The organism is Sagittula salina, assembly GCF_017813235.1.
Lineage (GTDB): Bacteria > Pseudomonadota > Alphaproteobacteria > Rhodobacterales > Rhodobacteraceae > Sagittula > Sagittula salina.
Window position 1 is genome coordinate 84,176 of record NZ_JAGISH010000006.1, and the last position, 18,234, is coordinate 102,409.

The following is an 18,234-nucleotide window of genomic DNA, read 5'->3' on the forward strand; positions in this document are numbered from 1 at the left end:
TTCACAGGCCTTCTCCGTCAGGCGTTTTCATTCACTTGCGGCGAGGCTCAGGCCCATTCCCTGCCAGGCTTGCACGCCGCCTCGGTAATATTTCAGCTTCGCTGCCGGGTAACCAGCCGCCAGCAGATCGCGCAGGGCCCCTGGTGCCTCAGGATCATCGGCGGCGGCGCCAAAGATCACGAGGTCGAAGGCCGCTGAAAAATCGTCACCCTCCACACCCAGCGCGCTTAGCAGATCATCGCGGTAGGGGTTCTGCGGCCTCAGAGTGGAGGCCGGCACATTCACTGCACCCGGCACCGTGCCACTGCCAAACCCCTCAGGCAGGCGGGCGTCGAGCAGCAGCCCCTTCGCGTCGCTCACGAGAAGATCGATGAAATCGAGCACCTCGAGTTCACCGATGGTAACCACGCCAGAGGCCGCCTGCATCGGTTGCACACAGGCGGGCGGGCAGACCGCGCCTGAGCGTTCGATGGTCAGCGGACGGCCATTCAGCGTGGTGCTGAAGACGTCCATCCTTGGGGTAATGCCAGCATTTTCGGCGCAGGCCGACTGTGCCATGACCGCGAGGGACAGGGCCGCGCACGCAACGGCGCAAAGGGTCGTGTGATGACCTTTGACCATACTGCTCGTCCTTCGGGAGTCCTTGAGGGACCGCTTACCCTTGTTGCTTGGACAAGATATAGGCCGCGGCGCGCGAATCAGTCAATATGAACGCACCCTTTCATCGAGCTTTGGGACATTGCCGTTACGCCTCAGGGGCTGGCCGCGGCGACGAAACCCTCCGGAAGGTCGAGCCAGTCCAGCGCCTCAGCCATGTCCTCGAAGACCCGCGCGCGTAGCACCTCAGCCTCACTGATGGCGGTGACATAGGCCTGAAGCTCGGACAGCAAGCTGCGTTTGGCGATCACGAAGGCCGCGCGCCGGGACACGCCCCAGTTGGCGGCATCGGTTCGGATCATCTCGCCCAGTGAATCGACCCCGCTCTGGAACAGGGACAGGTTTTCGATCCCGCGCAGATCGTGCAGGCCGCGCGTGACGCGTCCGGCTTCGGGCATTCCGGAGAAGGTCTCGTACCCCCGGGCGATACTGCCGAGGGTGACGTGACCGCGCCACCCGACATGCAGGAGATGGAGGTGGTCGTGGATCGTCTGTGAAAGACTCAATTCATCCGGCATTGCAAAAGTCTAAAACAATCTGTCCCTTTATGAGGCGAACGCGCAAAGCGCTGTCATATCAACAATTTTCAGACAGAATCCGGCCTGCAAGATATAGCGAGCCGCAAATCACTACACGGGCGTGTGGGGCGCGTGCGTTAATCTCCCTCAACGCGGCCGCCACGTCCGGTGATTCCCGTGCGTCATGGCCAACCTCTGCCGCGAGGCGCGCGGTTTCCGCCGCAGGCAGGGTGTTCGCCTCTCCGGGGATGGACACCGCGTGCAGCCCTCGTGCCTGCGTCACCAGCGGCCGCAGAAAATTGCGCGCATCCTTCGTGTTCAGCATACCGCAGATCAGCAGGGTCTCACGCTGAGGCAAGGAAGCGAGATGCGCCGCCATGGCCTCCCCCGCTGCCGGATTGTGCCCGCCGTCGAGCCAAAGCTCGACCCCCGGTGCGGTCTCTGTCAGCGGGCCCTTGCGGAGCCGCTGCATCCGGGCGGGCCACTCCACCCGCGTCATGGCGGCCTCGAATGCGGACTCGGCCGCCTTCAGGTGCCGCAGCACGGCCACCGCGGCGCCCGCGTTCTGATACTGGTGCGCGCCGGGCAGCACCGGCAATGGTAGATCCAGCAGCCCGGTTTCGTCCTGATACACCAACCGCCCGCGTTCCTCCCAGACATGCCAGTGTTGGCCATGCACCAGCAGCGGGGCGCCAAGCCGCGTGGCACGGTCCTCGATCACTTCCAGCGCTGCTTCGGGTTGGGGACCGACGACGCAAGGCACGCCGCGCTTGATGATCCCGGCCTTTTCGCCCGCGATCTTTGCCAGCGTATCGCCAAGGAAAGATTCGTGATCCATCGAAATGGGCGTGATCACGGTGCAGGCGGGGGCCTCGATGACGTTGGTGGCATCCAGCCGCCCGCCAAGCCCCGTTTCCAGAAGGACATAATCGGCCGGGGTACGCGACATGGCCAGCAGGGCGGCGCAGGTCGTGATCTCAAAATAGGTGATCGGGGCGCCGCCGTTCGCCGCCTCGCATTCGTCGAGCGCAGCCATCAGCGCCTCTTCTGAGATCACCTCTCCGGCCAGCCGGATGCGTTCGTGGAACCGCACCAGATGCGGCGAGGTATAGGCGTGCACGCGCGCGCCGATCGCCTCCAGCCCGGCGCGGATCATCGCCTGGGTCGACCCCTTGCCGTTGGTCCCGGCGAGGTGGATCACCGGCGGAAGCGCGCGCTCCGGATGGCCGAGCGCCGCGAGCAGGCGCCAGACGCGGTCGAGCACGAGGTCGATGACCTTGGGGTGGAGCGTCATGAGACGCTCGAGGATCAGATCGGACCCCCGAGACTGTGCCGGCTTCTGCATCGTCCCGGTCCTCCGGATATGGTTACTTTTTGGGCTTGGCCGGGTGCGGCGCCTTGGCTGCGGAAATCGCGTCAAGCGCTTCGGGCGCCAGCTCCTCCGACCCCGGCTTTGGCAGGTCGCCCCAGGTCGGCGGCGGCAGGCGCATCAGCATCCGGCACACGGTGATCAGTTCCGCGCGCATTTCACGGCGGTCGATCACGCGGTCGAGCATCCCGTGCTCCAGAAGGTATTCCGCCCGTTGGAACCCTTCGGGAAGCTTTTCCCGGATTGTCTGTTCGATGACGCGCGGCCCGGCAAAGCAGATCAGCGCATTGGGTTCGGCGATCTGGATATCGCCCAGCATGGCGTAGGAGGCCGTGACGCCGCCGGTCGTCGGGTGCGTCAGCACCACGATGTAGGGCAAGCCCGCCTCTTTCAGCATCTGCACGGCCACGGTGGTGCGCGGCATCTGCATCAGGGACAGGATCCCCTCCTGCATCCGCGCGCCGCCAGCGGCAGAGAACAGGATCAGCGGGCGGCCCAGCTTCACCGCTTCTTCGGCGGCGGCGACGATGGCGTTGCCGACGTACATCCCCATCGACCCGCCCATGAAGGAGAAGTCCTGCGCGGCACAGATCACCGGCGTGCGACCGATCTCTCCGGCGGCGACCAGCATCGCCTCCTTCTCGCCGGTGGTCTTCTGCGCCGTCTTCATGCGGTCGGGATACTTCTTGGAATCGCGGAAATGCAGCGGATCGTGCACCGGCTCCGGGACGGCGATCTCGTTGAAAACGCCGCCGTCGAACAGCGACAGGAAACGGTCGCGCGGCGTGATGAGCATGTGATGGTCGCAGCTGCTGCAGACATTCAGGTTGTCGCTGACCTCGCGGTGGAACAGCATGGTCCCGCAGTTGTCGCACTTCGACCACAGATTTTCCGGGATCTCGCGGCGTGAGAAGATCGAATTGATACGCGGACGGACGTAGTTGGTGATCCAGTTCATGGAGACCCCGATTTCTGTGGTGCCGCTGATCTATGCCCGCCTGCGACAAAATGCAAACGACACGTTTCGAGGTCTATGTGCGGATCGCCAGACGTGCCGCCAGCCAACTGACGCCCATGGTGGCAAGGTCAACCGGCAGCCACGCTGCAACGGCGGCCTCATCGTCTGGGCCAAAGGGCAGCTGCATGAGCGCAAGCCCCGACATGTCCCCCTGCATGGCCACCAGCGCGATGGCGACGAAGTTGTTGACGAGATGCAGCGCGATGGCGGGACCAAGGCTCCCCGCCCGCGCCGTAAGGTCGGCGGCGACGACGCCGAAAAGAAACGCCCAGAGCGCAATGGCAAAGGCGTTGCTGCCGTATGTCTCCGGCGCATAATGCCCGATGGCAAAGGCCGCCGAGGGCACCGTCAACCAGATCGCCGGATGCTTCAGTCGGGCGGCCAACTGGCTCTGGAAGTAGCCGCGAAAAAGCAGCTCTTCGGACCCTGTCTGGAGCAGCAGACCGATCAGCGTGAGCGGAAGCAGCGCCAGCCACTGGGTCGGGGGCAGGCCCGGCTCCGTCGCCTCTGCCAGCGGCCAAGGGGGCAACAGCGCAATGGCCGCGTTGAGCACAACCAGCACCACCAGCACGCGCAGGAACTGACGCCAGAACAGCCGCGCGGGCCCAAATAGCGAGCGGGCGGCGCGTTTGTGCACCACCTCGGCGGCGACCAGCGCCCCGGCCCCCATCGCCCCCATGAGGAACAGCAGCAGTAGAAGCCCGGTTGGCGTTTCTGCCGTCTGCAACGCGGCGGACAGCCCCAGTGCCGTCTCATCCGACACCAGCGAAGCGATCAGCGCCATCACCCCGCGCGCCAGCCCGAACATCACCAGCGCGGCGACAAAGAGACCCAGCGCCAGCCGCCAGATCTCTGCCGAGGCCCGCGCCGGGACGGTCATCACGGCGTGGCGTTCGTAGGGCTTGCGGATCATGCCTTTCGGGCGCTCGCCTGCCGCAGGACGTCGATGTAGTTCGGTGCCGTTGTCATCCGCTCCCCCAGGCCCTTGTCGTGCAGCAGCCGATGCAGTTTCGGCAGCCGGTAGCAGGGCACATGCATCACCAGGTGGTGTTCGAGGTGATAGTTCACCCGGTAGGGCGCGACCAGCAGTCTTTCCAGCGGACCGGCCAGCGTGGTGCGGGTGTTGCGGAAGGGATCGTCGCATTGCTGCACCGCGCCATGTTCGGCGATGTTGCGTACCCGCAGCACCAGCTGGAACCATGTCAGCAGCGGCAAGAGCCACAGCGCGAACCAGAACCACCACGCACCCATCACCCAGAGCAGCGCGAAGAGCAGCAGGTTGGCCAGCGCCGCCCGACCGAGTACCGGGCCGGAAAACGCCTGCGCGAGATCCTGACTGCTCACCCCCTCCGTCTCTCCGACAAGGCGGAAGGCAAAGGCGATCTGCGCGGCCCGCTGCCGTATGCCCGTCTGCCCTGTCACGTCGCGAATCAGCTTGCGCCGCAGCGAGGCGCGCGTGGTCGGGAAGGGTTTGGACAGCACGAGATCGGGGTCATCATCGGTCTGGGTGTAACGATGGTGCTTCAGGTGGTAGTGCCGGTAGCTGGCAAGATCCGCGAGGATCGGCGCCCCGCACAGCCACGTCCCGGCCCATTCGTTCCATGCGCGGGAACGGAACAGCGCGTTATGGGCCGCCTCGTGCATCAGGATCGCAAGGCCCAGCTGGCGCGACCCGATCACGATCACCGCCAGCACGAAGGTCAGCAGGTTCGGCCACAGCGTAAACACCCAGACCGATCCGAGGATCAGCCCCCAGGCATGCACCACCAATGCCACGCCCCAGAGGTTCGAGCGCTGCGACAGCGCCCGGATTTCGTCGCTCGACAGATACGCGCGTCCCGGTGTCATGACGCGGATGATCCGTCCGTCACCCCCGCCCTGTCAACGGTGCCCTGAGGTGACACCGGACGCCCACGCGCATCGGTCGGCGTTGACCCTGCTGCGCCCCATGCTATCGAGATGCCCATGCTGGCGATCTTCCTCAAAACCCTGCCGTTCTTCGGCCTTATCGGCCTCGGCTGGGCGGCCGCGCGCTGGCGGTTCTTCAGCGCGGAGGCGACGGCGCACCTGACCAGGTTCGTCTTCTACTTCGCCCTTTCGGCCATGCTTTTCCGCTTCTCCGCCAACCTCTCGCTGGGCGAAATCTTTGACGGCCGGCTGGCCGCCGGTTACCTCTGGGGGACGACCTTTGCCTATGCCATCGGGCTGGGGGTCGCCTTCTGGCGCGGGCTCGACACGCCCACCGCCGCGATCGAGGCGCAATGCGCCGCCATCGGCAACACCGGCTTTCTCGGCGTGCCGATGCTGGCCCTCCTGCTGGGGCAGGAGGCCGTGGGTCCGATCATCCTCGTGCTGTCGATCGACATGATCGTGTTCTCCTCCGTGCTGACACTGGTCGTGACCGCCGCGCGCGAAGGCAGCATGTCCCCGCGCGTCGTGCGCAACCTCGGGCTGGGGCTGCTGAAGAACCCGATGATCGTCTCAATCGCGCTGGGGCTTTGCGTGTCGGCCACCGGACTGGGGTTGCACGAGGTGCCGGACAGCTTCTTTGCCACGCTGGGGGCGGCGGCGACGCCGGGGGCGCTGTTTGCCATCGGCGCGTCACTGGCGACCAAGAGCGCGGAGCGTCTGCAGGTGGCGGCATGGCTGTCCTTCGCCAAGCTCATCCTGCACCCGCTCTTTGTTGCGATCGGCGTGTATTACCTGTTTCCGGTCGATGCCTACCGCGCGTCAGTGGTGATCTCGGCGGCCTCGCTGCCGGTAGCGGGCAACGTGTTCATCCTCGCGCAGCACTACGGCATCGCGCCGCAGCGGGTGTCGGCCTCGATCCTGATATCCACCGCAGCCAGCATCGTGACCGTCTCCGCCATCATCGCCGCCGTCGCCGTTTCAGCGCCCTGATTTCCTCCTGGGGATCAGGCGAACAAGCCTTGGCAGAACCAGCCCGACGACAGCGTTCCGCCATGCGCATAGAACAGCCAGAGCCGGTCGCCGCGCGTGGTGTGCACGTCCCAGTAATCGCGCGGGCCAGAGCGCCACGCGGGATCGTCCAGCCACCATTCCGGAGCAATACGTTCCGGGCCGCGTGCGTCGAGGGCTTCCCACTCGCGCCCCCGCCAGCGGAACTGGCGTGAGAGCCGGGGCCGGTCGGGAGCCATGACCGGCTCCGGCCGCCAGAGCAGCAGGGGACGCGGGCGGTCGATCTCCACCCAGTCAGAGGCTGGCTCCGTCCAGGCGGCAAGGACGGTTTTCTGCGTTTTTTCAGGGATATGGCTGTTGCCGGGATGCAGGCGGGTGATCGCCTCCATGCCCAACCGCGCGCCGAGCCGACCGATCAGATCCTCAATGCCACGGTGCCCGTTCCGGGAAGCGTCCCGGCGGCGCATGGCCTGTTCCGTAGCCTCGGCGTGGCCCGCCATGGTGCGCTGCTGGATCGGTTCGGTCTGCACCGCCTCAAGCCGCAGCATGTCGATGCCGGGGCCGGCTTCCATTTCGGGAATCTTCAGCCGCAACAGCGGCAGGATACGGTCGGGCTGCGTCAGCGCATTGGCCAGCGTGAGCGTCTGCCATTGCATGACGTGGTCGCACCGGTAGACTTCCATCCGCAGGACGCGGGCGCCCTTCGACTTTGATTTCAACGTGTTGCAAAGGCGATCAAGCATACGAGAGAAGCCCTCCGCCACGTCGTCCTCCAACCCGATGGGGTCGGGAAAGGACAGCCGGACGGCAAAGCGGTCCGGCGGCTGGGCGGGGTTGATCGGCTCGGGCGCGCTGCCGATGGCCTGATCGAGGCGGTCAAGCAGGTGGCGGCCGAAGCGGCGGGTCAGAGCGGCGCGCGGTTGGTCGAGCAGGTCGCCGATGCGGCGGAGACCGACGCGAATCAGCGCCTCCTCCGTGTGGGCGGGCAGGCGCAGGGCAGCGACGGGCAGCGCGGATAGCGCCCGCCACGCCGTGCCGGGGGCGGCGATGCGGTTTTCCGGGGGGCCGGTGATCGGGCCACGGGGTGGGCCTATGCGCCGTTTTCCGGCCCTCGAACGGGTGGCGGGCGCCTCTTGGTCGATGGCGTCGCCGTTACGGGTAGGCACCTGATCCGCCTCGGCAAACCGGGCCAGGGCCCAGGCCGCCCCAAGCGTGTCGGCCAGCCCAGTGCGTACCGAAAGGCCAAGATCGGCGCAGTCCTGCGTAACCTGTTCGCAAATCCGCTCCTCCCCCCCAAAGAGATGCGCGCACCCCGTGAGATCGATCACCAGCGCGTCGGGCCGGTGGGAGGCGACCCAGGGCGAGAACTTCCCCGCCCAGCGGTGCAGCGCGTCAAGAAAGGCTTCTTCGCGGTGAACATAGGCAGGGCGGGTCACCAGCTCGCCACAAAGCGCGTGCGCGTCGCGTAGCGCCTGACCCCGGAACAACCCGTGCCGGGAGGCTATTTCGTTAATTGCCCCAAGCGTTTGCGCGTTTCCATCGGTGGCGACGGTGGCAAAGGGCACCTCCCTCAGATGCGGCTCTGCCCGCTGCCAGCGTTCGGCACCGAGACGCGGAAACCAAAGGGAAAGGATACGGCGGTTACGCATGGGACAAATCTTGTGTTCTATCTTTGTTCTACAAATACTAACGGAACGAGTCGAGTCACACCCTGTTTCACGTCGGGGCAACGGCGACCGGGTCGGCACCCGCCTCAATGCCCCGCGCCGGGTTAGCAGACAGGTGCAAGGGCGCGCGAAGGGGCCAAACCAACGCGTAATACGTCGAGGCGGCGCAGGGAATTTGCGATGGCAGGCGCCGCCTGTCGGCGCCCTTTCGCGAAAAACCGCGTCAGCCATTCGAAAACCCGGTTAACGGGCGCATCTGTCGCTGGGAGAGGAGACCAGAAATGTTGTCATTGATCGTCGCACTGGCGCTGACCGCGCCCACCTACTACGGCACCCTGCCCCGTGGGACGCCGCAGCCCACCCCGGCGATGGGCGCGCGGCAGGCAGAGGCGCCGCCTGCAGAGCCCGGTCTGTGCCCCGCCGCGCAGTATCAGGACCTGATCGGACAGCCCGCCACGGCGGCCGAAGCGATCCCGCAGCCAAAGCGTGTGCTGCACCCCGACGACATGGCGACGATGGACCACCGGCCCGACCGGACGAACGTGCACCTCGACGACGAGGGCGTGATCCAGAGTTTGCGCTGCGGCTGAACGCGCTTTTCCCAAGCCACAACCGAAGGCCCAGTCTCAGGCCCAGTCTCAGGCCCAGTCTCAGGCCCGGTCTCAGGCCCGGTCTCAGGCCCGGTCTCAGGCCCGGTCTCAGGCCCGCCGCGTCGCGCGGGAGAGGGTTGCGCGCAGGGCCTCCTCCTCCTCGTGGCGGAGGGAGAGCGCGTCGATTTCTGTGGCAAGCGCGGCGCGGGTCGATTTCGCGGCGTGGCGCAGCGCATCGGCCAGTTGCCGCGCGCGCACGTCCCCCGCACGACGAGCCTGCATGGTAAAGTGAAGCTCCGCGTGGTCGAGGGCCAACATCGCCTCCTGGCGGCGGGCGATCCGGGCGCACAGGCGTTCCCCCGGATCTGCGTCAGCCGCCAGCAGCGCATGCAACACCGACAACCGGACCGCGTCGTCGCAATGGGCGGCGATATCCTCGCGCAGGACATCGGGCCGCTGTGACGCAGCGAGATTCTGCGCGAGGCGCACGGCCCCTTCCTCCGAATATTCGGCGAGCGCGTCGCGCGGGGAATCGAGGGCGATGACAGCGGTCTTCCGGGCAGGTGCACGCATGCGATTCTCCAGTCTGGCAGGCATCGGGGCAATCTCCCGAAGGGTGCGCGCAGATCGTTGAAGATTCGATTAACGGGATTCCTTCCCCGATTGCCCCGCCCGGCCTCACGGTGTCGCAGACGCGTTGCGCCCTCTGGAATTCCGCGCCACAGCGAGGCACTGTAACCTGCCCCGCAAGCGCTTCGCGGACGGGCAGACAGGAGTGTCGGCGCGTGAGCCACCCCACCGAGAAATCCCCGCGCGCGGAGCCACGCCCGTGACGCTGGTCCTGTTGGCCAACGGCCTTTTGATCATGGGCATGTCGGTGCTGATGGCGCTGCTTGGCCTGCTTTTCCCCGACACGCGCGGCTTGTTCATGGAGGCAAGCGTCATCACCGGCTTTCCCGGCGGGCTGGCCGTGCTGGCACTGTGGAACCGACCGCGCGATTTTTCGCGTCTGCATTCCTTTCTGCTGACCGGGACGATCTGGGTGACAGGGGCCACCATGGGGGCGGTCCCGTTGTGGCTGTGGCAGATGATGCCGGTGGATGCGTTTTTCGAATCGATGTCTGGGATCACCACGACCGGATCGACGGTGCTGAGCGGCCTCGACCATATGCCCCATGCCATCCTGCTATGGCGGGCGATCCTGCAATGGTTGGGCGGCATCGGTTTCATCGTCGCGGGGATCGCCCTGCTGCCGATCCTGCGGGTGGGTGGGATGCAACTGTTCCGCACCGAAAGCTCGGAGAAGGGCGACAAGGAGATGGCGACGGCAGCGCGTTTCGCGGGCACGACGCTGTGGGTCTACGCCGGCCTAACGCTGACCTGCATGGTGGTCTACCGGCTGGGCGGCATGAGCATCTTCGACGCCGTGGTACACGCTATGACAACGCTTTCGACCGGTGGCTATTCGACATCAGACGCGTCCTTCGGCCAATTCCACAGTCCGGGGCTGGAATGGGCGGGCACCTTCTTCATGCTGTGCGGCGGGCTGCCCTTTGCGTGGTACATGCGGGTGCTGAGCAAGGGCGACATCCGCAGCGAGCAGGTGCGCGCGTTGATGGTGTTGTTTGCCGTGTCGATCACGCTGCTGACGGTCTGGCGGGTCTGGACGACCGGCGCGCCGGTGGAGGAAGCGCTGCGGCAGGTTGCCTTCAACGTGGTGTCGGTGGTGACGACGACGGGCTTCGCCACGGTGGATTACACCGAGTGGGGGGCCTTTGCCGCGATTGCCTTTCTGGTTCTGACCGCGCTTGGCGGGTGCACGGGGTCCACGTCGGGGGGCGCAAAGATGATGCGATGGGTGATCGTGCTGAAGCTGCTGCGCCTGCGCTTCCTGCGGGTGCGGATGCCGCACGCGGTGGAGGTGACGCGCTACAATGGCCGCGTGGTGGAGGCCGACGTGATGGTGGGTGTGATGACCTTCTTCGTGCTCTATGTCATCACCGTGTTCGCGCTGGCGATTGTACTGGATCTCTACGGTCTGGACATGACGACCAGCTTCAGCGGGGCGCTGACGGCGGTGGCGAACGTCGGTCCGGGGATCGGCGGGATCATCGGCCCGGCCGGAAACTTCGCCCTGCTGCCCGAGGGCGCTAAGTGGTGGCTGGCCTTCGGCATGTACGCCGGACGGCTGGAGATGATGACGGTTTTCGTGCTGTTCACGCGGACCTTCTGGAGAGAGGCGGTATAGGCCGGTGGCAGAGAAGAAAGACATGCGGAACCGGGTACGCGAATTGTACGTGGGCGAAAGTCCCGCGGCGCGGCGATTCCGCTACGCGGTGCTGGCCTTCGATCTCTTGACGATCGCCTTCGTGGTGGCGACCTCCTTCACGGAGCACGGGCAATTTGTGGAGGCCATCGACGTGGTCTTTGGCCTGGCGATCCTTGCGGAGTTCGGGCTGCGTGTGTGGATCTCCGCCAACCGGATGCGGCTTTTCACGCGCTTGACCACGCTGGCGGACGTGGTGGCAATCGTGTCGTTCCTGGCGCCGCTGGCCGGGGAGGGGCTGGGCTTCCTCCGGGTCTTGCGAACGCTTCGGTTGCTGCACACGTATCATCTGGGCCTGCAACTGAAGCGGGATTTCCCGTATTTCCGCAAGCATGACGACGTGGTGCTGGCGGTGACGAACCTCGGCGTTTTCATCTTTGTGATGACGGGGCTGGTCTACGCGACGCAGTACCGGGTGAACGAGCAGATCGCGAACTACGCGGATGCGCTGTACTTCACGGTGACGGCTCTGACAACGACGGGCTTCGGGGACATCGTGCTGAAGGGGTCTCTGGGGCGGCTGATCTCCGTGGTGGTCATGCTGTGCGGGATAACTCTGTTCCTGCGGCTCGTGCAGGTGTTGTTTCGACCGAACAAGGTACGCTGCGAGTGCAAGGAATGCGGGCTGGTGCTACATGATGCCGATGCGGTGCACTGCAAGCACTGCGGCGCGGTGATGAATATCAAGACGGAAGGCGTGACGTGACCCCACCCGAAACAGACGCGGTTATCCGCGAAGCGACACAGGCGGACCGCGCGGCGATCTGGGCGATGCTGGAGCCGGTCTTCCGGAGTGGAGAAACCTACGCCATCGACCGCGACATTTCGGGCGAGGACGCGCTGGCCTACTGGTTCGGGCCGGAGCGGACCGTGTTCGTCTACGAAGACGGCGGCAGGATTCTGGGCACCTATTACATCGTGCGCAACCAGAAGGGCGGCGGGAGCCACGTCTGCAACTGCGGTTACGTTACCGCCGAGGCCGCCCGTGGCAAGGGCACCGCCCGCGCCATGCTGGCGCATTCGCTGGAGACGGCAGCCCGACTGGGTTTCCGGGCCATGCAGTACAACTGCGTCGTCTCCACCAACACCCGCGCGGTGGGGATCTGGCAAAGGGCCGGCTTCGAGACGGTCGGCCGCTTGCCGGGCGCCTTCCGAATGCCGTCAGGCGAGGAGGTCGATGCGCTGGTGATGTACAGGCGGCTGTAAGCCGCCAGCCGTGGCGAATGGACGACAGTGGAAGGGGACATCCTGCCGTCCTGTGGTCGTCGAAACCACCCGAGCCACCGGCGTGATATTCCCCACGGATCGAGGGGCAGCCAATCAAACGCTCGGTTTCGATATTCGCTCGCTGCACCTGAATTACCCATTTCCATTTCGACCACCCGCCGCAGTACGAGCAACCCGGGAAAATGATGACGCAGCGAAATAAAGCCAAATCGCCATGCCGAAGGCACTTGTGCCCCATCAGTCACCCATCGTTTGAAACAGGACCGTGAGACCCTCATTGCCTGCGCGTCCGAACCGGGCGCCAGCCGATCCGTGATATACGGGAAACCGCTGCCGAAACTCGGGGGTCCGGTTGCGTCATATGTTCGCCACGCCGCCTGACCATGCTACCTCTCCACCAAAGATACCCAACGGAGGCTCCATGCCCAATGATACCCGCCTGCTGGCGATCCTGATTGACGGGGACAATACCTCGCCCAAGTACGCCAAGGCGCTGTTCGAGGAGATTGCCTCCATGGGGGAGGCCTCCGTGCGGCGTGTCTACGGCGATTTCGCCAGCCCGCAGATGAACGGCTGGAGCCGGGTGACGGCGGAGTATGGCCTCGTGCCATTGCATTCGCCCGCAAACACGGTGGGCAAGAACGCCTCCGACATCGCGCTGGTGATCGACGCCATGGACCTGATGCACTCCGAACGCTTCGACGGCTTCGTGCTGGTGAGTTCGGACAGCGATTTCACCCGGCTGGCCAGCCGCATCCGTGAACAGGGACTGGATGCCTACGGCATGGGGATGCAGAAGACGCCCGATGCCTTCCGCAAGGCCTGCAAGCGCTTCATCTACCTCGAGAACATCGATTCCGGACCGACCGAGGAAAAGGAAAAGAAAGAGGGCAAGCGCCCGCTCTCGGAGGCGCGCGACCTGATCTTTCGGGCGATGGAATCGATCGAGGGCAACGACGAGTGGTACAAGCTGGGCGATATTGGCCAGGTCATCACGGCGGCAAACCCGGATTTCGATACGCGCACCTATGGCAAACGCAAGCTGAGCGATCTCGTCAAGGTTCTGAAGGTCTTCGAGACCCGCACGGAAGCGAGCCAGCTGATGGTGCGGCGGGTCGACTGAGCCAACGCGACTACCCCTTTCCTGATCGAAACACCGCCGCGAACGCGAGGGTCCGCCCCTCGCGTTCCTCGGTCTGGCCCTTCTCCGCGTTGTGTGCTTGATACGCCGCGAAACCGAGATTGGAGCCTGCCCCATGTTCATCGCTTCGCTGATCGCCAGACCCGGCCACCTCGACCCCGCGTTGGTGGAATCGCTCCGCAACGCGTTCGGCGGTGCTGAGGTGGTCTGGCTTGCGCCCGACGAGGCGGCGGAATTCGCGCTGCCGGTGCGGCCGACGAACTTCGACGAGGTTCGGGAGACGGTCGCGGACCAAGTGGATCTTAATATCGTCCCGGCGGAGGGGCGGGCAAAGAAAATGCTTCTGGCCGACATGGATTCCACGATGATCCAGCAAGAGTGCATTGACGAATTGGCCGAGGTCGCCGGTGTCGGCGCGCATGTGAAGGACATCACGGCGCGGGCGATGAACGGAGAACTCGATTTCGAAGGCGCGCTGATCGAACGGGTGGCACTCTTGAAGGGCCTGCCGGAAGGGGTGATTGATCAGGTTGTGGCGGAGCGGATCACGCTGATGCCGGGCGGTGCGGAACTGATCGCGCGGATGCACAAGGCCGGGGCCCATGCGGCGCTGGTTTCGGGCGGGTTCACGGCATTCACCGCAAAGGTCGCGGCACTTCTGGGCTTTGACGAGAACCGCGCAAATACACTGGTCGTCGAAGGAGGCGCACTGACCGGCGAGGTCGGGCGGCCGATCCTGGGCAAACAGGCGAAGGTCGAAGCGCTCGAGCAGATCACCGCCCGGCTGGGGATTACGGAGGCGGAGGTGCTCGCGGTGGGTGACGGGGCCAATGACCTCGGGATGCTGACGCTTGCGGGCATGGGTGTGGCGTTGCACGCAAAGCCCTCGGTGCAGGCGCAGTGCGATCTGCGGGTGAATCACGGCGATCTGACGGCGCTCCTCTACTTGCAGGGTTACGCCAGGGCATAGGGGTCGGAAGGGGGCCCTGCCCCCATCGCCCCGGCGGAGCAAATCCCCCCGGGTATTTTTGCCAAGAAGAAGCAGGGCACGTCTGCGGCTTCTTCTTGGTCCAAATTCCTCCCAAATTCCTCCGGAGGCCCCGGCCTCTTTCTCAGAATACGCCGACCTTAGGGCGGATTTCTCCGGTCACGGTTCCGGCGAAGTTGTGGATCGCGGGATTGAGGAAGCGTTTCACATCCGGGTGCTCCGCATCGACGACGCCCAGACGCACCAACAGCGCGGCGATGGCGCAGTCGGAGGCGCGGGTGGCACCATCGGCGATCTTCAGCGAGACCCCCTGACCGCGTTCAGGCAGGATGGCGATGAAGTAGCCCTCCGCCCCGGTCTTGATGGCGACAGGCTCCTTGGCGGCGCGCATCAACAGGGTGCAGGCCCGGCCTTCGCCGGCGACGTGGGCCGGGTGTGCAATCATCGCCTGGGTGAGGCGCGTGGCGGATTTCGACAACACATCGCCGCGGGTCTCGGCAGAGCCGAAAAAGGCCATGGCGCGCGCCATGCCGTGCATCGTGGTCGCGAAGTTCGGGGCAGAGCAGCCGTCGATGCCGTAGCCGGGGCTTGTCTCGCCGGTGACCTCCTCGAAGACAGAGCGGATGGCGCGCTGGACTGCGTGGTCCGGGCAGCAGTAGTCGGGGCCCGCGCGCAGGTGCTTGGTCAGCGTGAGGAAGCCTGTATGCTTACCCGAACAGTTGTTCATGATGCGGCGGGGATCCTCGCGGTCGCGGATCATCGAAAGGCGCAGGTCCTTGTCGCGCGACGGTTCCGGCCCGCAGATCAGATCGGACTCGGAGCGCCCGATGTCCGCAAGCCACGCCGCGACGGCCTGATTGTGGAGCGGCGCACCCTGGTGGGAGGCGCAGGCCAGCGCCAGCCGCTCGGTGGACAGCGACGCCGCGTCTGCCGCGCCGGAGGCCACCAGCGGCAGCGCCTGCAGCATCTTGGCCGAGGAGCGCGGCAGAATGACTTCTTCCGGGTTGCCCCAGCAATCCATGATTTCGCCGGAGGCATCGCAGATTACCGCATGGCCGGAATGGCGGCTTTCCGCCAGAGGTCCGCGGACGACTTCGACCATTTCGACCGGGTTGGTTTGCGCGCGCATGATCTGCCCCCATTTGCTGTCTCGCACCCCATATCCGGGGCCGGATCGCTTTGCCATACCGCCCTGAGCGACTTTCTGCCAACAGGGCTTTCGCATTTCGGTTTTTTCGGGCTAAAGTCCCGCCGTCGAGAGAAAACACCGTCGCGGTGTCATTGCGGGTCGGGACAGGGCCGGACAGGCGACAGGTCAGAGGCAAGGACAGCTGGAGGCTGCACGAATGAAATCTCATTTTGGTCGGATGGTTGCGGCCGTTCTGATGCTGGGGACCGCCGCGGCGTCTTCTTTCGCCGTGACCGGGGCGCTGGCACAGGAAAGCAGCACGAACCGTGTCGACGCGATGACCGACTGGTCGGTTTTCGAGGGCAAGAGCCCCCGAGAATGCTGGGCGGTCACCACCTACAAGGAAAGCGTGAACAGCAAGGACGGCCGCGTCGTGGCCGTGACACGGGGCGAGATCCTTCTGATGGTCTTCTTCCGCCCTGACCAGGAAGTGAAGGGTCAGGTGGCGTTCACTGGCGGCTATCCCTTTGCGCCCGGTTCTACCGTCAATGTGAAGGTCGATGACGCGGAATTCGAGCTGTACACCGAGGGCGAATGGGCATGGCCCGCCACGCCGCAGGACGACCAGAAGCTGACCACCGCGATGAAGCGCGGCTCGTCCGCCGTGCTGACCGCGGTTTCGGCGCGCGGCACGACGACGAAGGACACGTTCTCTCTGCTCGGGTTTACCGCAGCGGTCGAGGACGCCGAGAAGCGCTGCAACTGACGCCGAAATGACAGCGCAGGACCCCGGCGCAAGGCCGGACTGGATCGCCGTCGACTGGGGCACCTCGCACCTGCGGGTCTGGCCCATGCGCGGTGGCACACCCCTGACCCGGTTGCAAAGCGACCGGGGCATGGGACAGCTTTCCCCCGACACATTCGAAGCCACGCTGGTCTCTCTGCTGGGCGACTGGCTGGCGGGAATCGAAAACAGACTGCCCGTGCTGGTCTGCGGCATGGCCGGCGCGCGTCAGGGCTGGCGGGAGGCGCCCTATGCAGCGGTGCCCTGCACCCCGCCGGTAACAGGCGTCCCGGTGGAAACCGTTGATCCGCGCCTTGCCGTCACGATCCTTCCCGGACTGAGCCAGACGCAGCCCGCCGATGTGATGCGCGGCGAGGAAACGCAGATTGGCGGTTTCCTGCGCGGCACGCCCGGCTTTGACGGGGTGATCTGCCTGCCCGGCACGCATACCAAATGGGCGCATGTGAGCGCGCAGGAGGTCGTATCCTTCCGCACTTTCATGACCGGAGAGTTGTTTGCGCTGCTGTCGAAGCAGTCGGTGCTGCGGTTCTCCATGGGCGAAGGCTGGGACGATGCTGCGTTTGGTGATGCCGTGGGCGATGCCATGGCGCGGCCCGCGACGCTTGCGGCGGATCTGTTCGGTCTGCGCGCCGCGACGCTGCTGGAGGGGTTGTCTCCCGGTGCGGCAAAGGCGCGGCTGTCGGGCCTGCTGATCGGGGTGGAACTGGCCGGGGCACGGCCCTATTGGCTGGGTCAGGAGATCGTCATCCTTGGGGAGGACGGCATGGCCGGGGCCTACCGCGACGCGTTGGTGGCGCAAGGCGCACAGGTGCGTTGCGTTCCGGTCGACGACATGACGCTGGCGGGGCTGATCGCCGCGAGGGAGAAGACATGACCCATACACGCGAAATCATCGCCATCCTGCGTGGACTGACGGCCGAGACGGCCGAAGGCGTCGCGGAGGCGCTGATTGGGGCGGGCATCACCCGGATCGAGGTGCCTCTGAATTCGCCGCGCCCGTTCGAGAGCATTGCCGCGATGGTGGCACTTGCCGGGGACCGCGCCGTTATCGGCGCTGGCACGGTGTTGACGGCGGAGGATGTGGCGCGTCTGAAGGCCATCGGCGCGGGCATGGTGGTCTCGCCCGATTGCAACCCCGAAGTCATCCGTGCCACGAAGGCGGCGGAGATGCTGTCCTACCCCGGCGTCTTTACCGCCACGGAGGCCTTTACCGCGCTGCGCAACGGCGCGGACGGGTTGAAGTTCTTTCCCGCGTCAAAGCTGGGAACCGATGGCTACGGCGCGCTACGGGCCGTGCTGCCCGCGGACGTGAAGTGCTACGCTGTCGGCGGCGTCGATGTGTCGAACATGGCGGAGTGGTGGGCAGCCGGGATCGCGGGCTTTGGCCTGGGATCATCGCTGTTCAAGCCGGGCATGTCCGCCGCAGACGTTGCGGAGAAAGCGCGTGACGTGGTGGCGCAATACGATGCGCTGAGCCGCTGAGTACGGCACCCCTACCCTCACCCGGCGGACCGGGTCTTGGAAAAAACAAAGAGATGAGAACCCTCGGCATGCTGGCGCATGCCAGAATTTTTATTCGGGCAAGCCGAGGAGGGGCGGTGCGGCCTGATGCTGGGTGGCTTTCGCCATGGTCTCGGGGAGGCGTCGGGCGATTCTTCTCCGATGCCCCCCTGCGGCGGCGGCAGGAGGATCAGACGTGGCTTTCGCGAGGTGACTTCGGCCCATCGGGGACGGAGCGGAAGAAAGGCGCTGGCGAGGCATCGCGCGGTCGCAGCGGCAAAGGCTGCCATGGCGCGATGGACATTCACGCGGGAGCGGCCGGAGCGCATGATGACGCCGGAGGCTCTGCTCATTAACTGCCCGGCGGGCCGCTGACCGAG

General features: G+C 65.5%; 19 protein-coding genes. 10 read left to right on the top strand and 9 right to left on the bottom strand.

Going from position 1 to position 18,234, the window contains the following annotated elements; all coding sequences use genetic code 11:
* Positions 1-27: 27 nt before the first annotated feature.
* The 6 genes from J5474_RS11705 to J5474_RS11730 form a co-directional block, all read right to left on the bottom strand.
* Positions 28-513 carry a rhodanese-like domain-containing protein gene (locus J5474_RS11705; RefSeq protein ID WP_209361105.1) on the bottom strand — a complete coding sequence of 162 codons (486 nt, stop codon included), beginning with the start codon at positions 511-513 and terminating at the stop codon, positions 28-30.
* 239 nt (positions 514-752) lie between these two features.
* The gene (locus J5474_RS11710) at positions 753-1,175 is read right to left on the bottom strand and encodes a hypothetical protein (RefSeq protein WP_209361106.1); all 423 of its coding nucleotides are present in this window, start codon (positions 1,173-1,175) and stop codon (positions 753-755) included.
* A gap of 58 nt (positions 1,176-1,233) precedes the next feature.
* Positions 1,234-2,520 carry a bifunctional folylpolyglutamate synthase/dihydrofolate synthase gene (locus J5474_RS11715; protein ID WP_209361107.1) on the bottom strand — a complete coding sequence of 429 codons (1,287 nt, stop codon included), beginning with the start codon at positions 2,518-2,520 and terminating at the stop codon, positions 1,234-1,236.
* Positions 2,521-2,542: 22 nt separating this feature from the next.
* Positions 2,543-3,502 (bottom strand): acetyl-CoA carboxylase, carboxyltransferase subunit beta, encoded by a 960-nt coding sequence (gene accD, locus J5474_RS11720; RefSeq protein WP_209361108.1) that lies wholly within the window; start codon positions 3,500-3,502, stop codon positions 2,543-2,545.
* Positions 3,503-3,575: 73 nt separating this feature from the next.
* Positions 3,576-4,475, bottom strand: coding sequence for a CPBP family intramembrane glutamic endopeptidase (locus tag J5474_RS11725; protein WP_209361109.1), 900 nt, complete (start codon positions 4,473-4,475; stop codon positions 3,576-3,578).
* Entirely contained in the window at positions 4,472-5,410 is a 939-nt protein-coding gene (locus J5474_RS11730) for a fatty acid desaturase family protein (protein WP_209361110.1), read from the bottom strand. The genes J5474_RS11725 and J5474_RS11730 overlap by 4 nt, the downstream gene beginning before the upstream one ends.
* Positions 5,411-5,527: 117 nt before the next feature.
* Between J5474_RS11730 and J5474_RS11735 the strand changes: the two genes are divergently transcribed.
* Positions 5,528-6,463, top strand: coding sequence for an AEC family transporter (locus J5474_RS11735; protein WP_209361111.1), 936 nt, complete (start codon positions 5,528-5,530; stop codon positions 6,461-6,463).
* A gap of 14 nt (positions 6,464-6,477) precedes the next feature.
* On the opposite strand, the gene J5474_RS11740 is transcribed toward J5474_RS11735, so the two are convergent.
* On the bottom strand, positions 6,478-8,130 hold the full coding sequence (locus tag J5474_RS11740; RefSeq protein WP_209361112.1) for a Y-family DNA polymerase: 1,653 nt from the start codon (positions 8,128-8,130) through the stop codon (positions 6,478-6,480).
* 299 nt (positions 8,131-8,429) lie between these two features.
* Here J5474_RS11740 and J5474_RS11745 point away from each other — a divergent pair, with 299 nt between their 5' ends.
* Positions 8,430-8,738 carry an I78 family peptidase inhibitor gene (locus J5474_RS11745; RefSeq protein WP_209361113.1) on the top strand — a complete coding sequence of 103 codons (309 nt, stop codon included), beginning with the start codon at positions 8,430-8,432 and terminating at the stop codon, positions 8,736-8,738.
* Positions 8,739-8,846: 108 nt separating this feature from the next.
* On the opposite strand, the gene J5474_RS11750 is transcribed toward J5474_RS11745, so the two are convergent.
* Entirely contained in the window at positions 8,847-9,311 is a 465-nt protein-coding gene (locus J5474_RS11750; RefSeq protein ID WP_209361114.1) for a hypothetical protein, read from the bottom strand.
* Between the two features lie 256 nt (positions 9,312-9,567).
* On the opposite strand from J5474_RS11750, the gene J5474_RS11755 reads away from it, so the two are divergent.
* The 5 genes from J5474_RS11755 to serB all read left to right on the top strand — a co-directional run bounded on the left by J5474_RS11755 (position 9,568) and on the right by serB (position 14,402).
* On the top strand, positions 9,568-10,986 hold the full coding sequence (locus tag J5474_RS11755) for a TrkH family potassium uptake protein (RefSeq protein ID WP_209361115.1): 1,419 nt from the start codon (positions 9,568-9,570) through the stop codon (positions 10,984-10,986).
* A gap of 22 nt (positions 10,987-11,008) precedes the next feature.
* Positions 11,009-11,770 (top strand): potassium channel family protein, encoded by a 762-nt coding sequence (locus tag J5474_RS11760; protein WP_209361116.1) that lies wholly within the window; start codon positions 11,009-11,011, stop codon positions 11,768-11,770.
* Positions 11,767-12,270 (top strand): GNAT family N-acetyltransferase, encoded by a 504-nt coding sequence (locus J5474_RS11765; RefSeq protein ID WP_342454027.1) that lies wholly within the window; start codon positions 11,767-11,769, stop codon positions 12,268-12,270. The genes J5474_RS11760 and J5474_RS11765 overlap by 4 nt, the downstream gene beginning before the upstream one ends.
* A gap of 442 nt (positions 12,271-12,712) precedes the next feature.
* Positions 12,713-13,414 (top strand): NYN domain-containing protein, encoded by a 702-nt coding sequence (locus J5474_RS11770; RefSeq protein WP_209361117.1) that lies wholly within the window; start codon positions 12,713-12,715, stop codon positions 13,412-13,414.
* Between the two features lie 133 nt (positions 13,415-13,547).
* Complete coding sequence (gene serB, locus J5474_RS11775) at positions 13,548-14,402, top strand: phosphoserine phosphatase SerB (RefSeq protein WP_209361118.1); 855 nt, start codon at positions 13,548-13,550, stop codon at positions 14,400-14,402.
* 142 nt (positions 14,403-14,544) lie between these two features.
* Here the strand turns inward: serB and J5474_RS11780 are convergent, their stop codons facing one another.
* A complete protein-coding gene (locus J5474_RS11780; RefSeq protein ID WP_245216408.1) occupies positions 14,545-15,549 on the bottom strand; it encodes an asparaginase in 1,005 nt (334 codons plus the stop codon).
* Between the two features lie 256 nt (positions 15,550-15,805).
* Here J5474_RS11780 and J5474_RS11785 point away from each other — a divergent pair, with 256 nt between their 5' ends.
* The 3 genes from J5474_RS11785 to J5474_RS11795 are packed head-to-tail and all read left to right on the top strand — an operon-like array spanning position 15,806 to position 17,836.
* Complete coding sequence (locus J5474_RS11785) at positions 15,806-16,315, top strand: invasion associated locus B family protein (protein WP_209361310.1); 510 nt, start codon at positions 15,806-15,808, stop codon at positions 16,313-16,315.
* A 7-nt stretch (positions 16,316-16,322) separates the two neighbouring features.
* Complete coding sequence (locus J5474_RS11790; protein WP_209361119.1) at positions 16,323-17,228, top strand: 2-dehydro-3-deoxygalactonokinase; 906 nt, start codon at positions 16,323-16,325, stop codon at positions 17,226-17,228.
* Entirely contained in the window at positions 17,225-17,836 is a 612-nt protein-coding gene (locus tag J5474_RS11795; protein ID WP_209361120.1) for a 2-dehydro-3-deoxy-6-phosphogalactonate aldolase, read from the top strand. The genes J5474_RS11790 and J5474_RS11795 overlap by 4 nt, the downstream gene beginning before the upstream one ends.
* Positions 17,837-18,234: the final 398 nt, after the last annotated feature.